This window comes from Halobacillus sp. A1-3 (assembly GCF_050971765.1).
Taxonomy (GTDB): Bacteria; Bacillota; Bacilli; order Bacillales; family Halobacillaceae; genus Halobacillus; species Halobacillus mangrovi_B.
The window spans coordinates 402,878-425,056 of the sequence record NZ_JBPCEO010000004.1; the positions used below are offsets into that span (position 1 = coordinate 402,878).

25 protein-coding genes are annotated in these 22,179 nt (G+C 39.9%); 4 read left to right on the plus strand and 21 right to left on the minus strand.

Annotated elements, in window-relative coordinates:
- Positions 1 to 41: 41 nt before the first annotated feature.
- The 20 genes from ACRYKC_RS09910 to ACRYKC_RS10005 form a co-directional block, all read right to left on the minus strand.
- Entirely contained in the window at positions 42 to 1,511 is a 1,470-nt protein-coding gene (locus ACRYKC_RS09910) for a spore germination protein (RefSeq protein WP_433806563.1), read from the minus strand.
- A 24-nt stretch (positions 1,512 to 1,535) separates the two neighbouring features.
- Complete coding sequence (gene spoVAE, locus ACRYKC_RS09915; protein ID WP_433806564.1) at positions 1,536 to 1,886, minus strand: stage V sporulation protein AE; 351 nt, start codon at positions 1,884 to 1,886, stop codon at positions 1,536 to 1,538.
- Position 1,887: 1 nt separating this feature from the next.
- Entirely contained in the window at positions 1,888 to 2,898 is a 1,011-nt protein-coding gene (gene spoVAD, locus ACRYKC_RS09920; RefSeq protein WP_433806565.1) for a stage V sporulation protein AD, read from the minus strand.
- Between the two features lie 12 nt (positions 2,899 to 2,910).
- Positions 2,911 to 3,354, minus strand: coding sequence for a stage V sporulation protein AC (gene spoVAC / locus ACRYKC_RS09925; RefSeq protein ID WP_433806597.1), 444 nt, complete (start codon positions 3,352 to 3,354; stop codon positions 2,911 to 2,913).
- Positions 3,355 to 3,406: 52 nt separating this feature from the next.
- Positions 3,407 to 3,817 (minus strand): stage V sporulation protein AB, encoded by a 411-nt coding sequence (locus tag ACRYKC_RS09930; protein WP_433806566.1) that lies wholly within the window; start codon positions 3,815 to 3,817, stop codon positions 3,407 to 3,409.
- A complete protein-coding gene (locus tag ACRYKC_RS09935; RefSeq protein WP_433806567.1) occupies positions 3,804 to 4,421 on the minus strand; it encodes a stage V sporulation protein AA in 618 nt (205 codons plus the stop codon). The genes ACRYKC_RS09930 and ACRYKC_RS09935 overlap by 14 nt, the downstream gene beginning before the upstream one ends.
- Before the next feature lie 137 nt (positions 4,422 to 4,558).
- Positions 4,559 to 5,305 (minus strand): RNA polymerase sporulation sigma factor SigF, encoded by a 747-nt coding sequence (gene sigF, locus ACRYKC_RS09940; RefSeq protein ID WP_433806568.1) that lies wholly within the window; start codon positions 5,303 to 5,305, stop codon positions 4,559 to 4,561.
- 10 nt (positions 5,306 to 5,315) lie between these two features.
- On the minus strand, positions 5,316 to 5,756 hold the full coding sequence (gene spoIIAB / locus ACRYKC_RS09945) for an anti-sigma F factor (RefSeq protein WP_433806569.1): 441 nt from the start codon (positions 5,754 to 5,756) through the stop codon (positions 5,316 to 5,318).
- Positions 5,741 to 6,106 carry an anti-sigma F factor antagonist gene (spoIIAA, locus tag ACRYKC_RS09950; RefSeq protein ID WP_433806570.1) on the minus strand — a complete coding sequence of 122 codons (366 nt, stop codon included), beginning with the start codon at positions 6,104 to 6,106 and terminating at the stop codon, positions 5,741 to 5,743. The genes spoIIAB and spoIIAA overlap by 16 nt, the downstream gene beginning before the upstream one ends.
- Positions 6,107 to 6,197: 91 nt before the next feature.
- A complete protein-coding gene (locus ACRYKC_RS09955; RefSeq protein ID WP_433806571.1) occupies positions 6,198 to 7,373 on the minus strand; it encodes a D-alanyl-D-alanine carboxypeptidase family protein in 1,176 nt (391 codons plus the stop codon).
- A 311-nt stretch (positions 7,374 to 7,684) separates the two neighbouring features.
- A complete protein-coding gene (locus tag ACRYKC_RS09960) occupies positions 7,685 to 8,071 on the minus strand; it encodes an HIT family protein (RefSeq protein ID WP_433806572.1) in 387 nt (128 codons plus the stop codon).
- Positions 8,072 to 8,173: 102 nt separating this feature from the next.
- Positions 8,174 to 9,475 carry a pyrimidine-nucleoside phosphorylase gene (locus tag ACRYKC_RS09965; protein ID WP_433806573.1) on the minus strand — a complete coding sequence of 434 codons (1,302 nt, stop codon included), beginning with the start codon at positions 9,473 to 9,475 and terminating at the stop codon, positions 8,174 to 8,176.
- A gap of 25 nt (positions 9,476 to 9,500) precedes the next feature.
- Positions 9,501 to 10,322 (minus strand): purine-nucleoside phosphorylase, encoded by an 822-nt coding sequence (locus tag ACRYKC_RS09970; protein WP_433806574.1) that lies wholly within the window; start codon positions 10,320 to 10,322, stop codon positions 9,501 to 9,503.
- Between the two features lie 13 nt (positions 10,323 to 10,335).
- Positions 10,336 to 11,514, minus strand: coding sequence for a phosphopentomutase (deoB, locus tag ACRYKC_RS09975; RefSeq protein ID WP_433806575.1), 1,179 nt, complete (start codon positions 11,512 to 11,514; stop codon positions 10,336 to 10,338).
- A 99-nt stretch (positions 11,515 to 11,613) separates the two neighbouring features.
- Entirely contained in the window at positions 11,614 to 12,501 is an 888-nt protein-coding gene (gene xerD, locus ACRYKC_RS09980; RefSeq protein ID WP_433806576.1) for a site-specific tyrosine recombinase XerD, read from the minus strand.
- Between the two features lie 7 nt (positions 12,502 to 12,508).
- Entirely contained in the window at positions 12,509 to 12,727 is a 219-nt protein-coding gene (locus tag ACRYKC_RS09985; protein ID WP_433806577.1) for a YqzK family protein, read from the minus strand.
- A 258-nt stretch (positions 12,728 to 12,985) separates the two neighbouring features.
- Complete coding sequence (fur, locus tag ACRYKC_RS09990; protein ID WP_433806578.1) at positions 12,986 to 13,462, minus strand: ferric iron uptake transcriptional regulator; 477 nt, start codon at positions 13,460 to 13,462, stop codon at positions 12,986 to 12,988.
- Positions 13,463 to 13,575: 113 nt separating this feature from the next.
- Positions 13,576 to 14,214, minus strand: coding sequence for a stage II sporulation protein M (gene spoIIM / locus ACRYKC_RS09995; protein ID WP_433806579.1), 639 nt, complete (start codon positions 14,212 to 14,214; stop codon positions 13,576 to 13,578).
- 69 nt (positions 14,215 to 14,283) lie between these two features.
- Entirely contained in the window at positions 14,284 to 15,453 is a 1,170-nt protein-coding gene (locus ACRYKC_RS10000) for an endonuclease Q family protein (RefSeq protein WP_433806580.1), read from the minus strand.
- 5 nt (positions 15,454 to 15,458) lie between these two features.
- The gene (locus ACRYKC_RS10005) at positions 15,459 to 16,004 is read right to left on the minus strand and encodes an NUDIX hydrolase (protein WP_433806581.1); all 546 of its coding nucleotides are present in this window, start codon (positions 16,002 to 16,004) and stop codon (positions 15,459 to 15,461) included.
- A 109-nt stretch (positions 16,005 to 16,113) separates the two neighbouring features.
- Here ACRYKC_RS10005 and ACRYKC_RS10010 point away from each other — a divergent pair, with 109 nt between their 5' ends.
- Positions 16,114 to 17,034 (plus strand): aldo/keto reductase, encoded by a 921-nt coding sequence (locus ACRYKC_RS10010; RefSeq protein WP_433806582.1) that lies wholly within the window; start codon positions 16,114 to 16,116, stop codon positions 17,032 to 17,034.
- 43 nt (positions 17,035 to 17,077) lie between these two features.
- Here the strand turns inward: ACRYKC_RS10010 and ACRYKC_RS10015 are convergent, their stop codons facing one another.
- Positions 17,078 to 18,118, minus strand: a complete 1,041-nt coding sequence (locus ACRYKC_RS10015; protein ID WP_433806583.1) for a dipeptidase — start codon at positions 18,116 to 18,118, stop codon at positions 17,078 to 17,080.
- 982 nt (positions 18,119 to 19,100) lie between these two features.
- On the opposite strand from ACRYKC_RS10015, the gene ACRYKC_RS10020 reads away from it, so the two are divergent.
- The 3 genes from ACRYKC_RS10020 to ACRYKC_RS10030 all read left to right on the plus strand — a co-directional run bounded on the left by ACRYKC_RS10020 (position 19,101) and on the right by ACRYKC_RS10030 (position 22,104).
- Positions 19,101 to 20,240: a glycosyltransferase family 4 protein gene (locus tag ACRYKC_RS10020; RefSeq protein WP_433806584.1), complete on the plus strand. Its 1,140-nt coding sequence runs from the start codon at positions 19,101 to 19,103 to the stop codon at positions 20,238 to 20,240.
- Between the two features lie 19 nt (positions 20,241 to 20,259).
- Entirely contained in the window at positions 20,260 to 20,358 is a 99-nt protein-coding gene (locus tag ACRYKC_RS10025) for a hypothetical protein (RefSeq protein ID WP_433806598.1), read from the plus strand.
- Between the two features lie 297 nt (positions 20,359 to 20,655).
- Positions 20,656 to 22,104, plus strand: coding sequence for a DHA2 family efflux MFS transporter permease subunit (locus ACRYKC_RS10030; RefSeq protein ID WP_433806585.1), 1,449 nt, complete (start codon positions 20,656 to 20,658; stop codon positions 22,102 to 22,104).
- The last annotated feature ends 75 nt before the right edge of the window (positions 22,105 to 22,179 follow it).

Consider the following 22,179-nt stretch of genomic DNA (forward strand, 5'->3'; position numbering starts at 1 on the left):
TTTGTTTTAATTTATCACATTGGTTTAAAAGGGGCAATACGCTATTTCTGGCGCTGGTTGTTCTGGGGATGTACGATGCTCGGTCGAACTTTCAAAGAGGGCATTGACATCCTTAGTAAAATTTGTATCGCTGCTTTTGCATTAAACGGTAAAAAAGGCCACAAGTAAGGAGTATTGAAGGACTTCGTATGTGTAAGTAATAGAATATAAGCTGTCATGCCAATGACTAAGCCTTTGAGACCAAATAAAGCAACAAATATGACCATTGCGACTCTCGACATCTTGTTTGCTACAGAAAGTTCATAACTAGGAGTAGCATAAGAACCGATTGCACTTACGGCAACATACAGGATGACCTCTGGAATGAACATCCCTACATCTATAGCGATTTGTCCAATGAGAACGGCAGCTATTAAGCCCATCGCTGTCGATAACGGTGTAGGTGTATGGATGGCTGCAATCCTGAGCATTTCCAGACCTAAATCAGCCAGGAGAATTTGGTAAATGACAGGAATACTGCTTTCTTCATTAGGTCCAATAAAAGAAAGAGTTTCCGGCAGCAGATCTGGCTGCATCACAAACAACAACCATAAAGGCAATAAGAAAACTGAGGCAATTATTCCGAAAAACCTTACCCACCTGACAAACGTACCGACCGCAGGAGATTGTCTGAATTCTTCAGCATGCTGTACGTGGTGAAAATAAGTGGTCGGCGTGATAATTGTACTCGGTGAAGTGTCTACCATAATAAGTACATGCCCTTCAAAAAGGTGGGACGCTGCTACATCCGGACGTTCCGTATACCTTACGAGAGGAAAAGGATTCCGCCCTTGATGAACTAAATACTCTTCCAACGTTTTATCCGCCATAGATAATCCATCAATATCAATATTCTTAATTTCCTCTTTAATTAACTCCACAAGACCAGGATCAGCTACGTCATGGATGTAAGAGAGACAGATGTCCGTTTTTGACCTGCTTCCCACTTGCATGATTTCATGACGGAGCCGCTCATCGCGAATTCTTCTCCTTGTCAGCGCAGTATTTTCAATAATGTTTTCCGTGTATCCATCCCTGGAACCACGTATTACTTTCTCTGTATCAGGCTCTTCTGGTGTACGACCAGGATAAGAACGAACATCTACAATAAAGGCTTCGGTATGCCCTTCGACGAATATAACGATCAGCCCGGACAGCAATTGAGTGATACATTTGTCAATCGAAGTAACGACTTCGACTTGTTGATGAGGTATGTCATTCTTAATATGCTGGAAGACATCTGTTTTTTCATCAATCAGTTCGTTCATCTCGAACAATTGACGCATTAATTCAACTATAATCGGCGTTTCGCATAATCCCGTAACATAATAAACGTTGACTTCATGATCTAGGATTTTGAGAGTTCTAAACCCAATATCAAAAGATTGATCGACACCTATTCTTTCATTCATTATGTTCCTATTCTGTTCTAATTTCATTACAATCGGTGTGTCCGGCTGTTTACCAGGCATAGAGTTCAGTCCCTTCGTTCCTCTCTAACCTTTTGGTTTAAAGATAACGGCTACAATGAATCCAAATAATATGGCAGACGCAATACCAGCCGAGGTCAGCTCAAATATTCCTATAGCTATTCCTATAATACCGTGATCATCTGCCTGTTCCATTGCACCATGAAGAAGCGAATGACCGAAGCTCGTAATAGGAACAGTAGCACCTGCACCTGCAAAATTAATTAGATTATCATATAGATCAAACACATCCAACACAGCCCCAGCGACGACAAACGATGACATCACATGGGCTGGAGTGAGTTTGAAGTAATCTAGAAGAATTTGTCCAATAACACAAATGCCTCCACCAACTACAAATGCCCATACAAAATTCAATTTATTCATCCCCCTTCGTTAACACAACGGCATGTGCAATACCGGGAATGGATTCTTTTTGCTGGATCATCGTAGGACTCATGAGAGCACCTGTCGCAACAACTAATATTCGCTTAAAGGTTCCTGCTTTTAGTTCATTGATTAACTTTCCATAAGTGACTACAGCAGAACATGCACAACCGCTTCCGCCACTGAAAACAGGTTGATCTGAATGATATATTAAAAGCCCACAATCTTGATGAACAGGAGTGATATCGTAGCCGTCCTGTTCCATCATATCCCTAAGAATAGGGGTACCTATCGAGGAGAGATCACCTGTAGCGATTACATCGTAATCACTGGGGACACGCCCCATATCTTCAAGGTGTGTCTTAATCGTATCCCAGGCAGCAGGAGCCATGGCTGACCCCATATCAAATGGGTCCTTGATGCTGTAATCCATGACTTTACCAATGGTTGCTGCTTCTATTTGAATAGGAGATGGTGTAGTAGATATAAGCCCCGCTCCACTACCAGTTACTGTAAAAGTTGCAGTTTTTGGTTTTTGACCACCGTATTCCGTCGGGTATCTGAATTGACGCTCCGCTGTACAGTTATGAGAGCTTACCGCAACAAGTGCATTTTTCGCATAACCCGATTCGACTAGAGCAGCTCCCGTCGCCAGTGTCTCCATACTCGTTGAACAGGCACCGAACATTCCTAAAAGCGGGATCCCTAACTGCCTAGCTACATAATTTCCTGTTACATTTTGGTTTAATAGGTCACCTGCTAAAAATATATCAATATTTGATTCATCAACTCCTGCCTTTTGGAGACAGGAATGAACGGCATCTGTCATTAACCTTCTTTCTGCAAGTTCCCAGTTGGCTTCGTTACAATGTAGTTCATCATAAATACGGTCAAACGTATCCTTTAAAGGTCCTTCTCCCTCAAGAGGACCGACAGCGGTACCTGATGATTGTAGATAGATGGGGTTTGTGAATGACCATGATTGTTTCCCAGTCTTTGCCATATTGTACTCCTCCTAATAAATAAGCGACCAAAGGTAACGTAAAATTCCTAATACATAGGCAGCAACGACTCCAAATACAATGACCGAACCCGCTAATTTAAACAGATTTGTGGCTACTCCTAGTACTAACCCTTCACTTTTGTGTTCAAGAGCGGCAGAAGTGATGGAATTCGCAAAACCTGTGACAGGGACAGCTGAGCCTGCTCCCGCAAATTGACCAAGCTTATCATAAACTCCAAATCCTGTTAGTAATGCTGATATTAGAATAAGAGTTGCTACTGTAGGATTTCCTGCGTCTTTCTCGCTATAATCAAACCAATGTACATACATTTCTGTCAGTAATTCCCCAAAAGCACATATAAGACCACCTACAATAAATGCTTTAATCATGTTCACAAGATAAGGGGGTTTAGGTTGATACGTTTTACTAACCTTTTCAAAGTTTTTTTCATTCAATTGCTGCTTTCCCAATGACTTTTCCTCCTTAATATCAACAATTTTTATAGATCTATCGTGTAAAAATCACCCATTGAAACAGCGAGCCAGCTATTTTACCAAGTACAAGTGCCATCAGTAGAGTAAATAAGAAACCATCTACTCCAATCCTCTTAAATAGCAGAGGAAAGACATTCAATACTTCCGTAAGAGCCGCAGCAAGCATTCCAATAAAAATGCCATGCAATAGGCCCCAGATAATTAATCCGATATAGGTTACTTGAATAGGTATGTCGCCAAAAGATAAATAGATGCCAAACAGTACACCGAAAATAACGGCAGCCTCATAATGTCTCAGTTTAGACTCTGAATGGCTCAATTGCATAAGTCTCGGAACAATTCCCAGAACTGTTAAAAATGCTACAAATCCTGTTCCCACTGCTATCCCCGAAGCTAAACCAATAAGTGCTTCAACGATCCACATCCGTTTTTTCCACCTTGTTTTCTTTGATTGCTACATAATGATCCATATCCTCCTGATAGTTGAAAATCTCTACTTCCATAGGACTAGGCTCCTCATTAAAACGTTTTTGAAACCAGTGATTAAAAAATAAAATCATACCAATCCCAAGCCCGACGGAATAAGGAATTTGAATCCACAGCGGGTGGTCTGATTCTTTACCAGTCAACATAAAATGCAGTTTTTGCTGAACAGCACCCATACTTACGTCGTAATGAAAGTTCATAATTGCCATAGCCGCACCAATAAACAGAAGCAGCCAAATAAGACTGATTAGGATAAGAGAAGGCTCTCGCTTATGCTCCTCCACGTGTACGACACATTGGGTTGGACCGATCAGTTCTATTTCCATTTGAGGATATTTCGTAAGCACTTGTTCAATAACCATAAATCCATCAATTACAACGATGTTTCTATCTTCGTCTGTGACCTCGTGCAGGTTCATCTGCTCAAGGACAGGGACTTGTCGTTTAGGTCCTGTTACACGTGCAATGTCGCCAAGTTTGATCGTGGATGAAGGCTGTACATAGATCGATTGTTTGATACGAATATATACAGGAGTCGCCATAGTTTTTTTGCCTCCCGTGTTCAAAATTTCTTGCCTTTATTATGTGTGGATTGGAAAATAACATACAATTGGCAGCAAAGTTCTTAAAATCAAAAAATTACTCCAAATAAAAAAAGCTGTGCCTGATTGGCACAGCTCTAACTTGAGTCGTTCATGGTTTGCTTCATATCTGCTAGTATTTTTTTCTCAAGACGGGAAACTTGGACCTGTGATATACCTAATCGCTCTGCTACTTCTGTTTGAGTCTGATCTTTGTAGTACCTCAAATAGATAATTAGCCGTTCTCTTTTGTCCAACTTGCTCATTACATCCTGCAGAGTGATTTGATCAAACCAATTATTATCTTCTTCAGCGATCTGATCCACTAATGTAATTGGGTCTCCTTCATTTTCATAGACCGTTTCATATATCGATTGAGGACTTCGTCCAACTTCCTCCGCTTGGACGATTTCCTCTTTTGTCAGATCAAGCTCCTCAGCCAACTCATTTACTGTCGGTGAACGCCCCAGTTTTTTCATCAATTCTTCTTTTTTCCCACGTACTTTGTGATTGAGTTCTTTTAAACTTCTGCTGACTTTCACACTGCCGTCATCTCTTATGAAGCGTTGAATTTCACCAATAATCATAGGTACGGCATACGTTGAAAAACGCACGTCATAACTTAAGTCGAATTTGTCTATTGACTTCAGTAATCCTATGCATCCAATTTGATACAAGTCATCTTGATCATAGCCTCTTCTCAAGTAGCGCTGTACGACTGACCAAACGAGACGTGTGTTTTTTTCTACTAAATAATCTCTCGCCTCCTGATCACCAGCCTGACTTTTTCTAAGCAGTTCCTTGACGTCCTTATCTGTAAGTCTTTCCTTTGTTGTATCACTCATGACGGGGCCCTCAATTGCACAAGGCGCGGGTTGACGTTAACTGCTTCGTCATACGAACCGTTGTACCGGCCCCGGGCTCTGATTGAATATCCACCTTATCCATGAAATTTTCCATAATTGTAAACCCCATCCCAGAACGTTCCCACTCAGGTTTTGAAGTGTACAAAGGTTCTCTAGCCACATCAACATTCTCAATACCATTACCTTCGTCTTTAATGACAATTTCAATTTGCTCATCTTCAATAGAACAATAAAGCATGACTTTCTTGTCTTTACGATCTTCATAACCATGTATGATCGCATTCGTGACGGCTTCAGAGACAACCGTCTTAATATCAGTCAACTCTTCCATCGTAGGATTGATCTGACTGATAAAAGCAGCAACTGACACCCTGGCCAACGATTCGTTTTCACTCACACTTAGAAATTCAAGCGTCATTTCATTTCGCATGAAGCCACCCCCAGCATTTCTAGAGCAAAGGATTCATTGTCGACAAGCCTTACGATTTTGAACATTCCCGATAGGTCAAATAGACGTTTTACTTCAGGAGAAATGGAACAAATAATCATCTCATTTCCTAAAGCCTGTACTTCTTTATATCTTCCTAACATGACGCCCAGTCCTGAACTATCCATAAACGTTAGCTTTTCTAAATTGACAATGACGTGATCTACATTGCTTCTTTTCAAATGTGACTGCCATTCTTCCCGAAGTTTACTAGCCTCATGGTGATCAAGTTCTCCTTGAAGCCTGACGATCAATACATTTTCTCTAGTTACAAAATCTGAATGAAGACTCAATGGTTTTCCTCCTCTATCTAATAAGAGTCATTAAGTCTTTCGCACATTCAGATTGAATTTCCTTCCTTAAAACAATACTAGTGAAGAACTGCTAAAACTTCTGACCGCTCGTCAAATTCCTCCAAGAGCGCTGCCATAGTTCGAAGAAGCCCGCTTTATCCACCTTTCCTGATGTTTCCAGGCGAACTTTTGCTACTTCTCCTTCTTTATTTTTAATGATCACCCAACCCATATGAGTGCCTTTATCCATCGGAAGTTCCTTGGAATTTGCAATCTTCAACTCAGTTTCGTACTGATCTTCTTTCTGGCTTTTCTTCTTCAAAATGACAACATCTTTTTCCGGGGAAAGTTTTACATCTCCAGGAGTTCCGCGAGTAATTTTAATGGTTTTCAACGTATCATCTTTTGAATGGAGTTTAACCCCTTCATATTGACCAAAACCGTAATCCAGTAAGCTTGTAACATCCGCATTTCTATCTTTAGGAGTTTCTGCTCCCATTACAACAGCAATCATATGCATATCCTCACGCTTAGCTGATGCAGTCAGACAATATTTAGCTTCTGAAGTGAAACCCGTTTTCAGACCGTCCATGCCTGGGTACGTCTTAATTAATTTGTTAGTATTAACAAGCCAAAATTCGTTCTCCTGTCCTTTTCTCAAGTAATCATCATAGATTTTTGTATACTCTGTGATAGCATCGTGCAAAAGCAATTCACGTGCCATTACAGCCATATCGTGAGCTGTACTATAATGTCCGTCTGCAGGCAGCCCAGTCGGATTTTCAAAATGAGTATTTTTCAGACCTAGAGATTTAGCTTTTTCATTCATTTGATCTACAAATGCTTTTTCTGTACCTGCGATTCGCTCGGCTAAAGCTACACTTGCATCATTCCCAGAAGCAACCGCCACTCCTTTTAACAAGTCCTTAACTGCCATCTCTTCTCCAGCTTCAAGGAAGATTTGTGATCCACCCATTGAGGCCGCATGTTCACTTATTCGCACCATCTCATCCAGTTTTAAATTTTCTTTTTCAAGTGCTTCCATGATTAATAGCAGTGTCATGACCTTTGTCATACTAGCTGGTGGCAGTTTCTTATTTGCATCTTTCTCATATAAAGTCATGCCACTATTTTTCTCCATTAAAATTGCCGTTTTAGCAGAACGGACTAGCTCTGATGAGCTTTTCTCCTCCGCAAAACTTTGCAACGGCTGTAACAATGTAAAAGTTAGAGTTAAAGCAAGCATTAAACCGATGAATTTTCGCATTCTATTGACCTCCAATTAACTGTAAGTGAGCCTATTTTTCCCTTTTCTATCTCTTCTATACAAAATTTGGTGGAATAAACAAATGCCAAAAAGATGCTCAAAACAGAAGCGCAAGTGCCTTAGGAGGTCTTTAGTCATAGACAAGCGATGGTATGGATGACTTTTATCGACATTGCTGATCTACTGATGAGAGGTTAGGTACTGCAGCTGAATTCAGCTTCAAAATACAATAAGTGACGTACAAATGAAATAAAACTTCCTGAACAAAAACGAAAAAAACTCTGCTTTTGCAGAGCCTTAAAGGTTTATTACTATATACGGTGATTATTTTCTTCCTTTTTCAGCCAATGACGTATCCCTTGACCAACGAAAGGTTCTTCTTTGAATCTGGGAATAACATGTAAATGTGCATGAAAAATATGTTGACCGCCGGCACTCCCACAGTTGTAACCTATATTATATCCGTCTGGAACCCATTTTTGATCCAACCATTTCTTAACCTTTATTAGCATGTCTTGAGTGTCTATCCATTCTTCTTTACTTAAATCAAATACAGTAGGTTTATGTGATTTAGGAATGATTAAGCCGGAACCTTTAAGTATACGCTGATCTTTTTGCACAAATAAACAACTATTATTTTCAAAAACCACCCGTTGCTCTCCATCTAATTCCGGATGACAAAAAACACATTTTTCCATTTTTCTCCCCCCGTCATACTTGTACAATCACTTTACCATATACAGAGCTCAGATGACTGAATGTAAAAAAAGTCCCGGCTGAAACCGAGACTTTCACTATTGTTATTTGATGATATTATGAATCAAGGTTGGTTTCTTCACTTTTTCATCAGAGATTGTATAAGCTTCTTGCACTTTCCCAATGGAGTCATTCCCATTTTCATCGTCACTGTGAAGAATGACAAGAGACTCGCCTTCTTCTACTCTATCACCGATTTTTTTATTTAAAGTGATTCCAACACCGTGGTTGATGACATCATCTTTTGTCGCACGACCAGCGCCGAGATACATAGCAGCTATTCCTATAGATTCGGCATCAATTGCAGAAACATAACCACTTTTGGATGCTTTTACTTCAATATCATATTTCGCTTTAGGTAGCTTGTCTAAATCATCGATCATCTCCACGTTACCGCCTTGAGACTCAATCAGCGTTCGTAAAGATTGGAAAGCCTTACCGTTTTCGATATTGGCTTCAAGTGCCTGATAAGCTTCCTCATATGAGCTAAACACCTCTGCAAGTACTGCCATATGAGAGGCAATTTCTAAGGAAAGTCTTCTTAAGTCCTCAACATTCTTACCTTGAAGAATTTCCGCAGCTTCTTTAATCTCATTAGCATTTCCAACTTCAAATCCAAGCGGTTGGTTCATATCACTAATGACAGCAACCGTATTACGTCCCAGGTTATTTCCTATATTAACCATCTCACGGGCAAGGTTTTCAGAATCCTCTAGTGTCTTCATAAATGCGCCTGAACCTGTTTTAACATCTAAAACAATACTGTCAGCTCCAGAAGCCAGCTTTTTACTCATGATAGAACCAGCAATCAGTGGAAGAGAGTCAACTGTTCCTGTAACGTCGCGTAACGCGTAAAGTTTTTTATCTGCTGGAGCCAAGTTTCCAGTTTGACCTGCCACCGCTAATTTGTGCTTATTCACATTCTCGATGAATTTCTCTTTTGTCATCTCGATTTGAAGACCTTCAATGGATTCCAGCTTATCAAGCGTTCCACCTGTATGTCCGAGACCGCGTCCGGACATTTTCGCAACAGGCACGCCAACTGATGCCACGAGTGGGCCAACGATGAAAGTGACTTTATCCCCTACACCACCTGTAGAATGTTTATCAACCTTATGGCCCTCGATAGCTGACAGGTCAATGGTTTCTCCAGAGTCAACCATTGCCTGTGTCAAAGTGGCTGTCTCCTCCTGAGTCATACCTTGGAAATAAATCGCCATGGTAAGAGCAGAAGCTTGATAATCTGGTATATTCCCTTTGGTGTACCCATCAATAAAGAAATAAATTTCTTCTTTTGTTAATACTCCGCCATCTCGCTTTTTGACAATGATGTCGTACATTCTCATCTGATTCACCCTTTACTATTTTGATTTATGCCGGCAATGTCTTTAGTGCTTCTTTTACAAAATTCAAGAAATCTTCTCGAACTTGTGCTGTGGTTTCAATTACTTCGTCATGGGTAAGTGGTTGATCTAGAATTCCTGCAGCCATATTGGAAATACAAGAAATTCCAAGTACACGGAGTCCTGCATGATTAGCGACCATGACTTCTGGAACTGTAGACATACCTACTGCATCGCCGCCAAGCGTACGAAGCATACGGATTTCTGCTCCTGTCTCATAAGCCGGACCAGTATTTCCTACATAGACACCTTGGTGGACTTTCAAGTTCAGTCGTTCCGCACTTTGTCTCGCGTGGTCAATAAGAGCACGATCATAGGCTTCAGACATGTCAGGGAAACGCGGGCCCATCTTTTCATCATTAGGACCAATGAGCGGACTATCACCCATATTGTTGATATGGTCTGTAATAATCATCAGATTTCCAGGTTCAAAACTTTCATTAATTCCGCCAGCAGCGTTCGTTACAAAGAGCGTTTCTACTCCTAACTCTTTCATGACTCGTACAGGAAAGGTAACCTGCTGCATAGTGTAACCTTCATAATAGTGAAAACGTCCTTGCATCGCGATCACTTGACGCCCTTCGAGTTCTCCAATAACTAGCTGCCCTTTGTGTCCTGAAACGGTGGACTCAGGGAAATGTGGAATATCCCCATAAACAATGGTTGTGGGATTAGTTATTTCATCAGCTAAAACCCCTAATCCTGAACCTAAAATCAATCCAACTGTTGGTTCCACACCTATTTGCTCTTGAATAAAATCTGCTGCTTCTTTTACTTTTAATTGGTACATGTTTACCCCACCCCTATTTTATTTCGTTTAAAAAGCTTTTGCCATGTTCAGGCATTTTAATGGAGAAGTTTTCTGAAATGGTTGCTCCGATGTCAGCAAAGGTCTGTCGCTGTTCCAATTCTTGGCCTTTTTGTATTCCTTTATGATAGACAAGTAATGGGACAAGTTCTCTTGTATGATCAGTACCGTGGTGAACAGGGTCGTTTCCATGATCTGCTGTAATGATAAGTAAATCATCGTCTTGCATTTTATCTAATACTTCGGGAAGCCGCTTATCATAGGCCTCTAATGCTTCTCCATACCCTTGTGGATCACGGCGGTGCCCAAATTTTGCATCAAAATCGACAAGGTTTAAAAAGCTCACCCCATTGAAGTCTTTGTCCAAAGATTTCACTAGTTGGTCCATGCCATCCATGTTATCTGCCGTACGTATAGCTTCCGTAACCCCTTCACCGTCGTAGATATCAGAAATTTTACCTAAGGCAATTACATCGAGCTCAGCATCTTTCATCTCGTTCATGACTGTACGTCCAAATGGTTTGAGAGCATAGTCGTGGCGGTTGGAAGTACGTTCAAATGCTCCTGGCTTCCCAACAAATGGGCGAGCGATGACACGTCCAACCATGTATTTCTCATCAAGTGTTAGTTCACGGCACAGCTCACAAATCTCATACAGTTCCTCTGGAGGGATTACTTCTTCATGGGCAGCGATTTGCAGCACTGAATCCGCAGATGTGTAAATAATTAAATCACCAGTATTGATATGGTGCTCGCCCAACTCTTTAATAATCTCTGTACCTGAGGCTGGTTTATTTCCAACAATCCCCCGGCCAGTTTTTTCTTTTATCTCGTTTAATAATTCATCAGGAAAACCGTCTGGAAACGTACGAAATGGCTGATCGATGTAAAGTCCCATGATTTCCCAATGACCTGTCATTGTATCCTTACCATTTGAAGCTTCAACCATTGTAGTGTAATGAGCTCCAGGGTTTTCAACAGCATCAATACCTTTGATTTTTCTGATATTGCTTAAACCTAACGCTCCCATGTTCGGCATCTTAAGTCCACCCATGTGATCGGCAATATGACCTAACGTATCCGCTCCTTTATCATCAAATCTCTCTGCATCAGGAGCTTCGCCGATTCCGACAGAGTCCATAACCACTAAAAATACACGTTTGAATTGTTTCATAATCGATCCCTCCTAAAATTTACTTTCCCACTTCTTTTGATTTTTACGCTATCCATCTAAGTTGTAGGATGTCAGACAACTAAAAACACAAAAAAGTGTTTACGCTCGAGGATGGTACGAGCGATAAACATCTTTTAGACGAGTCTTCGTCACGTGGGTATAGATTTGTGTAGTTGAAATATCTGCATGTCCGAGCATCTCTTGCACAGCTCTTAAATCAGCACCATTCTCAAGAAGGTGTGTGGCAAATGAATGCCTGAGTGTATGTGGAGTAAGATCTTTCTTTATCCCCATTTCAACAGCAACCGCTTTCAGAACCTTCCAAAAACCTTGTCTTGTTAATCGATTCCCGTGATGATTAACAAATAACTCTTCCGTTCGCTTCTGCTTTACTAGCTCTCCTCGGCCCATTTCCAAATACAGTTCAACTGCTTCTTTAGCCATATCTCCTAAAGGGATAATACGTTCCTTAGAACCTTTCCCTAAGCACCTGACAAACCCCATTGTCAAATGTAGATCACTGACCTTTAATGAAACCAGCTCTGTTACTCGAAGACCTGTAGCGTACAACATTTCAAGCATAGCCTTATTTCTTGCAGACAATGCATCTTTTGCGTGAATGTTTAGAAGCCTGTCCACTTCATCGGAAGACAATACTTTAGGTAATTTCCGCTCTTTTTTAGGTGTCTCTATATGTAAACTAGGGTCTTGGCTTGCTCTTTGTTCTCGAATTAAGAACTGATGATAGAGACGAATCGAAGATAGCAACCTTGCTATTGTAGCAGCAGAGCGACCTTTATCATTCAAATTATGAAGATACTGCATAATATGAGTTCTAGTTACAGACTCCCAATTTGAAATCGCTGCCTCTTGTTGAAGAAAACTTTTATATTGGGTCAGATCACGTTTATAGGATTGAATAGTATTGGGTGATAATCCCCGTTCTACAGTTAAATAGTGAAAAAAATCTTCTAATGCATCTTGCATCGTCCACCTACTCTCCTAAACGAAAGAAAATCGACAATCGATCCGTCCATTGTTGTTCGACGGGCTGATACACCTTAACAGCCGATCCTCCCGGCGGATCATATCGATGTTGCCTTTCGTATTCTTCATGTACAAGTCTTAAAGCAAAGTAAAACACACACGTACATATGGTAAAAACGATGAGGACTTTAATTAAATCTTTCATATTCCGTGCCAGGTGTGCCATAAGCTTCCTCTCCTTTTACAAGCTATTTGTAAAAGGATATGCCCAAAAAGCAAGGGATTATACATGAGAATCATTACTATTCTGAGAATCAAAATGCTAGAGTTGTAGGAACAACTGTTGCATCTAGGATAAACGTACACGATTTCATTCCTTTTGTAAATAGAAATGGATTAGAATCTATTGAAGGTGGTAATGCCTAATTGAGATAATGAACTTATAAAAATAAAAAGCCACTATGTACACATAGCGGCTATCGAATCATTCTTCATTTTGTTTGGATGAGGATGCAGCGACCGCTTGCTTCTGACATACACGGCATATACCGTGAAATGTTAAACGGTGGTCTTTCACCTCAAACCCCCATTGATTTTCAACAAGATTTTCTACGTCACCTAGTAAATCTTCTTCAATTTCTTCAACGGAACCACATTCAATACAAACTAAATGATGATGAAAATGTGTAGCTCCTTCTTTTCTAAGGTCATACCGGGAAACTCCGTCACCGAAGTTGATTTTGTCTACAACTTTTAGTTCTGTTAATAGCTCCAGAGTACGATATACAGTAGCCAGACCGATTTCGGGTGCTTTCTCTTTTACGAGGAGGTAAACATCTTCTGCACTCAAATGATCTTCTTCGTTTTCCAAAAGCACTCGGACCGTAGCTTCCCTTTGGGGTGTTAACTTATAGCTTTGGGAATGCAACTGTTTCTTTATCTTCTCTATACGATGCTCCATTCGCTCGTCCCTCCCTCGTAATACCAACTTAATTATAATCAGAGACAGAACGAGTGTCAAATTATAATTATTACAATCTATTAGTTATAATTGTTACATTTAAATAATCACTATTAATTATAAAGCCAGCGCAATACATACTCTAGGATGGTATTTGAAAAAAACACCTCTATGATGGAAGAAAACAATAAGACAACTAACAAAATGCCAAACCAGGCACTATACCTTGTGAAAGCCTTCAATAACGGCTGATGAACTCTTCTAATAAACAATTGCTTACATAAAGTAAGAGAAAAAATAAGTGCCAGCGATCCTGCAATTAAGTATGCTGGGATAATGATCAAATTTTGAGGAGCAATGGAAACAGAGGATATCAAGAGTCCATACCACCCCATCTGATTAACTAGGAAACCGACAGAAAATCCGACTACTAAGCCTTTAATGAACAGTAATACGGTGATAATCGGCATTCCTATTATTGAAATGCCTAATAAAAAGAGTAGCAAAAGATATTTTACATGATAAAGCATGCTGTCTTTCCAGAGAACCGTTTTAGGTGTTCCATCCATTTCGATATTCTGCATAAAAAATTGCTTTAGATAAAAGAACAGATCCTGCTTTTGTACAAAGTTCATACTGTTTACAATGACCGCACCAAACACCATCCCCATAATAAAGAGCACGAAAATAAAGACGAATATGTTCGTGTGGCTTTGCAGATCGTTTTTTACCGTTCGAATTCCCTGCTGCATTGAATTCCACCCTTTCTCATTACCGGTCTATGACCAATCTATGAGAAAAAGAGAAAAAGTAGACCAATTTCACTCATTATTAAGGAGAACTTTCCCATACTTTCCCCCTCCACCTGGTTGAAACCTTAGCTTTCCAACCCTCATGGCTAGGATGAAGTCAGCTACCTTTTCATTAGCTACTGTGGTTAATTCGCTGTACGGGACACGATGGATAATATCCATCTCAGAAGTAAATGATTCTAGTAAATGTTCATAGGTTTTCTTTCCGACCCCTGGTAAGGAGGACAAGGGGACCTGGTAATAGTAATCTGGTCGCGAGCGTCGCTGCCCCTTCCTGTTACTTAATTCACGAATCCTATCCGATACGCCTTTCACTATTTTTGAAGAACCACATGATGGGCACCTTTCATCCGCTAATTTTACAGTGGTTAAACAATCTGCACATACGGTCAGATGGTATTTGCCCATCTGGGGGTTCAATCCATAGTTGGCAGCTATTCCTCTTTCCCCTTCTCCTGTGAGTGCCCTTCGTAGTTCCTTAAATGTCTTTTCTTTCATTATTATTTCTTGATATTCCCTTGCTAGATTGCCAAGCGAGTGAGCGTCTGAATTGGTTAAGTAAGTGTAAGGTTCTAATTCCGTAATCTGACTTGCCATATCACGATCAGCACTTAACCCTAGTTCTACAGCATCAATAAGTTCAGGGTCGAATACTTCTGTAAGTGAATGACGTACTCCTTTACCATACATGCTTTTGAATGGGGTAAATATATGGGCAGGAATAAACAATCCTCCGTTAGTTTTCACATAGTTCTGTAACTCTTTTGCTGTTCCATAAAAACGCTGGGTACTTAAAAAAACGTTTTTCATTCTTTCCTTTAACCAAAGAGAAAATTGTTCCATACTCTTTATAGAGGGAAAATAACACAATACATGAATCGGTCCTTTACAAGCATCATCATAGATTTCGATTTCAGACCCTAGTATAAGTACTGTATCTTCGTATTTTATCCCTCCATCCGCTAATTCTACAGCCTTCCCCTGATCTATTAAATAATTCAGCTCAGCCTGAACAGCGGGGGATTGGGCATCAATGGTCCCTACGATATCGAGACCTTTTCTTCTACTTGCTTCTTTAACAATATTCGTTACGGTCAATGAATTTGAGCCGGTAATTTTCACAGGTCTACCATCCCAATCCCTTCCGATATGAATATGAAGATCTGCAAAGTAGCTCATAAAACTCATTTTTGCTGCCTCAATTTGAGGTAAAGCAGAGCGTAAGCTGTTTTTGCATCGTGAATTCTTTGTTCACTTTCAAGCTGTTCTGCTTCCTCAAGAGTAAGTTCCAATAATTCCACAAACTCGTCTTCATCCCCATCAGGAATTTCTTCGAGCGGCTTCACATGGTCCGTAAAATAAAGATGAACAATCTCATCCGCAAATCCAGGCGAGGTATAAAATGAAGTCAGAAACTGCAGGTGATCCGTGGTGTAACCCGTTTCTTCCTCTAGCTCTCTTAAAGCACAGGTTTTAGGTTCTTCTCTTTCTTCAAGCTTTCCTGCAGGGATTTCTATCAGGCTTTTCTCCAATGGCTTACGGTATTGTTCTACACAAATTAATTTCCCTTCTTCGGTCAGAGCAATGACCGCTACCGCTCCAGGGTGTTTAATCAACTCTCGTTTAGATGTATTCCCATCGGGTAAAGTAACACTGTCAATATTTAATTGCACAATCTTCCCTTTATAAATTGTTTCCGTTTCATATGTTTTCTCTTCAAATTTTTTCATTTTAAATCCACCTTCCCGAACAATCTATCGCCATTCTATCATAGGACTGGATGTAACTGAGAGAATTTCGATATGCTTGGGAAGAGGTTTCTTAGAAAGGATGATCTTAATGAACAAACGCCAGCTAGGAGAATCAGAATTATATGTATCAGAAATCAGTTTAGGATGTATGTCCTTAGGAACAGACCTTGACAAAGCAAAATACATCATTGACCGCGCCCTAGATGCAGGTGTTAATTATTTGGACACCGCCGATCTGTATGATTTCGGAACCAACGAAAAAATTGTTGGAGAAGCCATTAAAGGCAGACGAGATGACATAATCCTTGGAACAAAGGTAGGAAACAACTTTACTCCAGGGCAAGAGGGATGGACATGGGATCCATCTAAAAAACATATTAAACGAGGAGTTAAAGACAGTTTACAGCGTCTTGGCACCGATTATATTGACTTGTATCAGCTGCATGGCGGCACGATTGATGACCCAATTGAAGAAACTATTGAAGCCTTTGAGGAATTGAAACAGGAGGGCCTGATTAGGGAATATGGAATATCCTCAATTCGCCCAAACGTCATTCGAAGATTTGTAGAAAAATCTAATATAGCCAGTGTCATGATGCAGTATAGTGCACTTGACAGGAGACCTGAAGAGGAAATATTAGATTTGCTTTCAGATAACAACATTAGTGTTCTTGCAAGAGGTCCATTGGCCAAAGGAATGTTATCTTCAAACGGCCATGAAAAATCGCAGGAAAAAGCAGAAAATGGATTTCTGGAATATAGCTATGAAGAGATCCAATCGATTACTAGAAAGTGGCAGGATTATGGAAGTGAAGACCGCACTCCGACAGCATTGGCTCTGCAATATGTCCTTCATCATCCAGCTTTGGCAACAGCGGTATTCGGTGCAAGTTCTTTGGAGCAGCTTGAAGAGAACCTCACCTATTTAAAGGCTGCACCACTTACTGAACAGATCTTTGGTGAGATCCAAACGATGACGTCGCCGGTCACCTACCAAAAACATCGATAAACAAGAAGAACGAGTTCCATGTTGGAGCTCGTTCTTCGTATTATTAAGCCTTCCAAGTATCTTCTAGAACTCGAAGCCAATTATCCATGCTCACTTTTTTTAGTTCTCTTTGTGTTAGACCTTCTCTCTGCAGATGGTCCATTAAACCAGGGACTCCTCTAACATCTTCTACCGTTTTTGGTATCGTTGTTCCATCAAAGTCTGATCCAAGAGCTACATGCTCTATCCCAATACGTTCTGCAATGTAGTGAATGTGCTTTGTAATTTCTGTCATGGAAGCATTGGCATCAATTATTCCATCCTTTCTAAGCATATTCAAACTATAAGTAACACCTATAACTCCATTCGACTCCCCTATGGCATCGATTTGTTGATCCGTCAAATTCCTAGATATGGGACAGAGTGTATGCACATTCGAGTGAGTTGCAACCAGCGGAGCATTTGTAATACTGGCCAAGTCCCAGAAACCTCTTTCATTTATATGAGATAGATCAAGCATAATGCCAAGCTTGTTACATTCTTTAACCAGCTGTTTCCCTTTTTTTGTAAGACCAGGCCCTGTATCAGGAGAAGAAGGAAAATGATAAGGTACGCCTTCACCGAAAATATTCGGCCTGCTCCAAACAGGTCCCAGTGAGCGAACTCCCTTATCAAAATAATCGTAGAGGGCCTTGAAATCAGGATCAATGGATTCTGCCCCTTCAATATGAAGAATACCAGCCATAGTATCTTCATTCACATATTTGAGTAATTCCTCTTTATTACTCACGAACTTAAGTGCTCCTTGAGAGTTTCGCTCAGCTTGCTTTAGCAAGTTTAACATGTAGTCGGTGTACTGGTATGCATAATGATGGTCACATGGTTCAGAAAGAGGCAGCTGATACCCTTCCTGTGTTTGATAGTCTTCTAGCTGTGGAAAATCGGACCGATCAGGAGTGTATATTGCAAAAAAACCTCCGGAAAACCCTGCGTTCATGGCTCTAGGAAGATCTAGATGAGCGGATCTATCTCCTCTTAAAAAGCAGTTCACTCCATTTTCTTTCATTTTTATAACTGTATCATTGTGTCCATCTATGAATTTCATCGTTTTCCCCCTTTTAAAAATGAACATCTCTAATTACAGATGGCAACTAATTTGGAACTAATTTTTAATCCTCATATTAAGAGAAACAGTCTTTATTCTATATTTATAGAATTATTTTCAAGCGCAAACATAAAATATTATAAAAAGAATTAAAAAACTTTTCGACAAGATTTTCATAGTAGTCTAACAAAAAGGAGTGATTCGATCTCATTTCACTTGCATTTCGACAAAATTCCTTTAAAACCTTACCAAGGAACATGGATACCTCGAACATTGTTGAAAGTTTTGAGGTTTACGCTTGATGAAATGACGGTATATGCTAAGTAATAGTAAGAGATATTTGTTCATCTTGTCATGGCCAGTACTTTATCCCATTACTAGGAGGAGAGAGAAGTGAACATTAAAGCAGGTATCTGGTGTAGGCTGACAACCAAAGACAAAATGATATTGTTAAAAGCCATGAGCCAGCAATCTCTTTTGAAAAGTGCTTAAGGATGCCATGTGACCGAACTTATAGCTATCTATATTCTACTTTATCTCTTTTTTAACTAACAATTTTATGGATGTATTATTTCAAACCATCAATTTTAAATATACGGTCTAATATTGATTTCGATAAAAAATTTAAGAAACCTCTTATATGGCACATTGTGTAGTATGGACTCCCCAAAAGTTACATTTTTTGGGGACAACCTCCACAATCCTAATGCACAATTCCATTTATGTCCCCACTCCCCTTCAATGAAAGAGGCGGCCTTCTCGGCAGCCTCTTTTTTTTATTTCCTTACAACCTTTTGAAGAACAGGCGATGCCTAAAGAGAAAAAGCTGATCTATGGCCATTCTAAAAAACAATTATAAACCTTTGTAAATAATGTAATGACTCTGTTAATTCTTTTGAGCTCCCTCCTCAGGTAGCATATTCGGCATTCTATTGAATAGATAATAGCGATAGAGCCAGAATCTTTCGAGGGGGAAATGATTATGAAAGTTGCCATTTTTACAGATACATATATTCCTCAAGTGAACGGGGTCTCTCAGACGTTGAAGCGTTTAGTCAGTTATTTGGAACGTGAAAAAATTGAATACAGGCTCTTTGCACCACAAACCAAAGACAACGCGTTTCATTCGGAATTGGTTTATCGATTTAACAGTGTACCTCTATTTGTTTATCCTGAATGCAGGTTGGCTCTTCCAAACATGTCTGTAATCCGTAGAAATATTGAACATTTCAAGCCAGACCTCATCCATATCGCCACTCCATTTAACATCGGACTTGCCGGACTTTATTTAGGGAAAAAATTGAATATTCCAATAGTCGGGTCTTATCACACTCATTTTGATCGATACCTTCAATATTACAAACTACCATTAGTATCCAAATTGTTATGGCGTTATTTACACTGGTTCCACCACTCTTTTCGTACGACATTTGTCCCTTCAGATGATGCAAGAAAAGAATTAATTAGACATGGATTTTCGAATGTGAAAATTTGGAGTCGAGGAGTAGATTGTGATTCTTTTCATCCTTATTTTCAGGAAGGATGGCTGAAACAAAAATATTCTATAAAAGTGCCGTATATTTTAACTTACGTTGGACGTCTTGCACCTGAGAAGGACTTAAATACTTTAATAAAGATTGCAAAAGAACTTCCTGATGATGTTTCTAAAAAAGTGCACTGGCTGATTGTTGGAGACGGTCCGCTCAGAAAATCACTTGAAAAAGACGCCCCAACAAATATGACGTTTACAGGTTATCAAAAAGGTAGAATGCTCACTCAGATCTATTCTAGTTCTTCTCTGTTTATATTCCCTTCAACGACTGAAACTTTTGGAAATGTAGTATTAGAATCAATGGCCTGTGGAACGCCTGTCATTGCTTCTGAAGCTGGCGGTGTCCAAGAGATTGTGGAAAATGGAAAAACAGGTCTCTTATGTACTCCATGCCAAGTCGAAGAATTTATTCACTCCATTAGCAAGTTACTAAACGATGAAAAGCTATTGACCAAAATGAGTAAATCAGCACGAACCTATGCCCTCTCTAGGTCATGGGAATCTATATTCTCTCAACTTCTGATCGACTATGAAGAGGTATTAACCGATCGCTTAGTTTCCTACGCCTAAAATCGAAGGTTTTGCAGTAATTGGGACAGGCTATGTCGGGCTTGCGACAGGAGTTTGTCTATCACAAGCTGTGTATAATGTAACTTGCATAAAAAATGAAGTCTCCAGTCTTATTTGATGGCTGCAACTGCTATTCAATTGAAAACGCTAAATTTGCAGGAATCGAGTATTACTCCATCAGACGTGCTGATACGGAATCCTCAAAATATACGTAAATAGAATAAAAAGAAAAAGCAGCTAACCCTCTTCCCCAAATTAAGTTCTGATATATTCAGGACTTAATTTTCTTTTATTTACATAATAAATTACTTGTAAAGTATGAATCGTTCTAAGAATTTAAAGCGAATCATTTGTTCGTTTCTTCTAACAAAAGTATAATGATAGAATTGATTCTATTAATAAAGGAGGGGTTCGGTTGACTTCCGAAGGTTATAACAAAATTTTAATAGCCGCACTGCTTTTAACTGGCTCATTTATTACTATATTAAACCAAACCCTAATGATTACAGCCATTCCTCCTATTATGGAAGAGTTTGATATATCAGCAAATACAGGGCAATGGCTGACTACAGTGTTCATGCTTGTAAATGGGATCATGATCCCTGTCAGCGCCTTTCTAATTGAACGCTTTTCAACGAGGCAGCTTTTTATTGCCGCCATGTCCATATTTAGTTTAGGTACCGTTGTAGGTGGAATAGCGACGAACTTTCCTTTGTTATTGATAGGTAGGATTATCCAGTCTACTGGTGCTGGAGTAATGCTTCCATTAATGCAGACGGTATTTCTACTGATATTTCCAGTCAATAGACGTGGCGCCGCTATGGGGTACATTGGTCTAGTTATTTCCTTTGCACCTGCGATAGGGCCAGCTTTATCGGGCTGGGTGACCGCTAACTATTCTTGGCGTTTCTTATTTTGGATGATCCTACCGCTTGCTTTAATGATTATCGCTCTTGCTTATTTCATTTTGAAAAACGTAACAGAATTGACTTTCCCTAAAGTGGATCCCGTTTCCATTATTCTATCCTCTATAGGATTTGGAAGCTTGCTATATGGGTTTACCGTTGCAGGTAATGAAGGATGGATTCACCCGATAACAATAAGTGTACTAATTCTAGGAGCTGTGACGTTAACTGTATTTATTTTCAGACAGTTGCGGCTTGAGCATCCGATGCTTGAATTTAGAGTCTTTAAATATCCCATTTTCACAATTACTACAGTCATTGCAATGATTACGTTTATGGGGCTGATTGGTGCTGAAACCCTTATACCACTATATATGCAAAACATGCGCAATTTCAGTGCTTTTGAATCCGGATTGGCACTCTTACCTGGAGCAGTGATTACAGCATTCATGTCACCTATTACAGGCAGAATTTTTGACCGTATCGGTGCCCGTTGGCTGGCTATCATTGGATTGACAATTATTTCCGGTGCATCTCTAGCCTTTTCGTTTTTAGGTATCCAAACAACCTTCACGTCGATTACAATTTTATATTCAATTAGAATGTTTGGCCTTTCTATGGTAATGATGCCAGTCACTACAGCTGGATTGAACCAATTACCTAGAAAATTGATCCCCCATGGAGCAGCTATGAGCAATACGATGAGGATGGTAGCAGCTTCTGTGGGTACGGCTATATTGGTAACAGTTATGACTACTACTGCCCAACGGGCTCAACAGACACCAACCATTGATTATCCTTCCATCCATGGTGTGAATGTTGCATTCTTCGTAGTCACCGCCTTATCTATTCTCGGGATTGTGTTATCATTCTTCGTCAAAAAGACGGCGCCACCTGAGGAAGAGAGCGAACAAACAAAAGGACAAACGAACACTCAACGAAAAGTTGAACATGCTTAGGAAGCACACGCCATATCCGCGTGTGCTTTTCTTCTTTTATCTCTGAGTGGATTAACTCTCTTTATTAGCAGATAC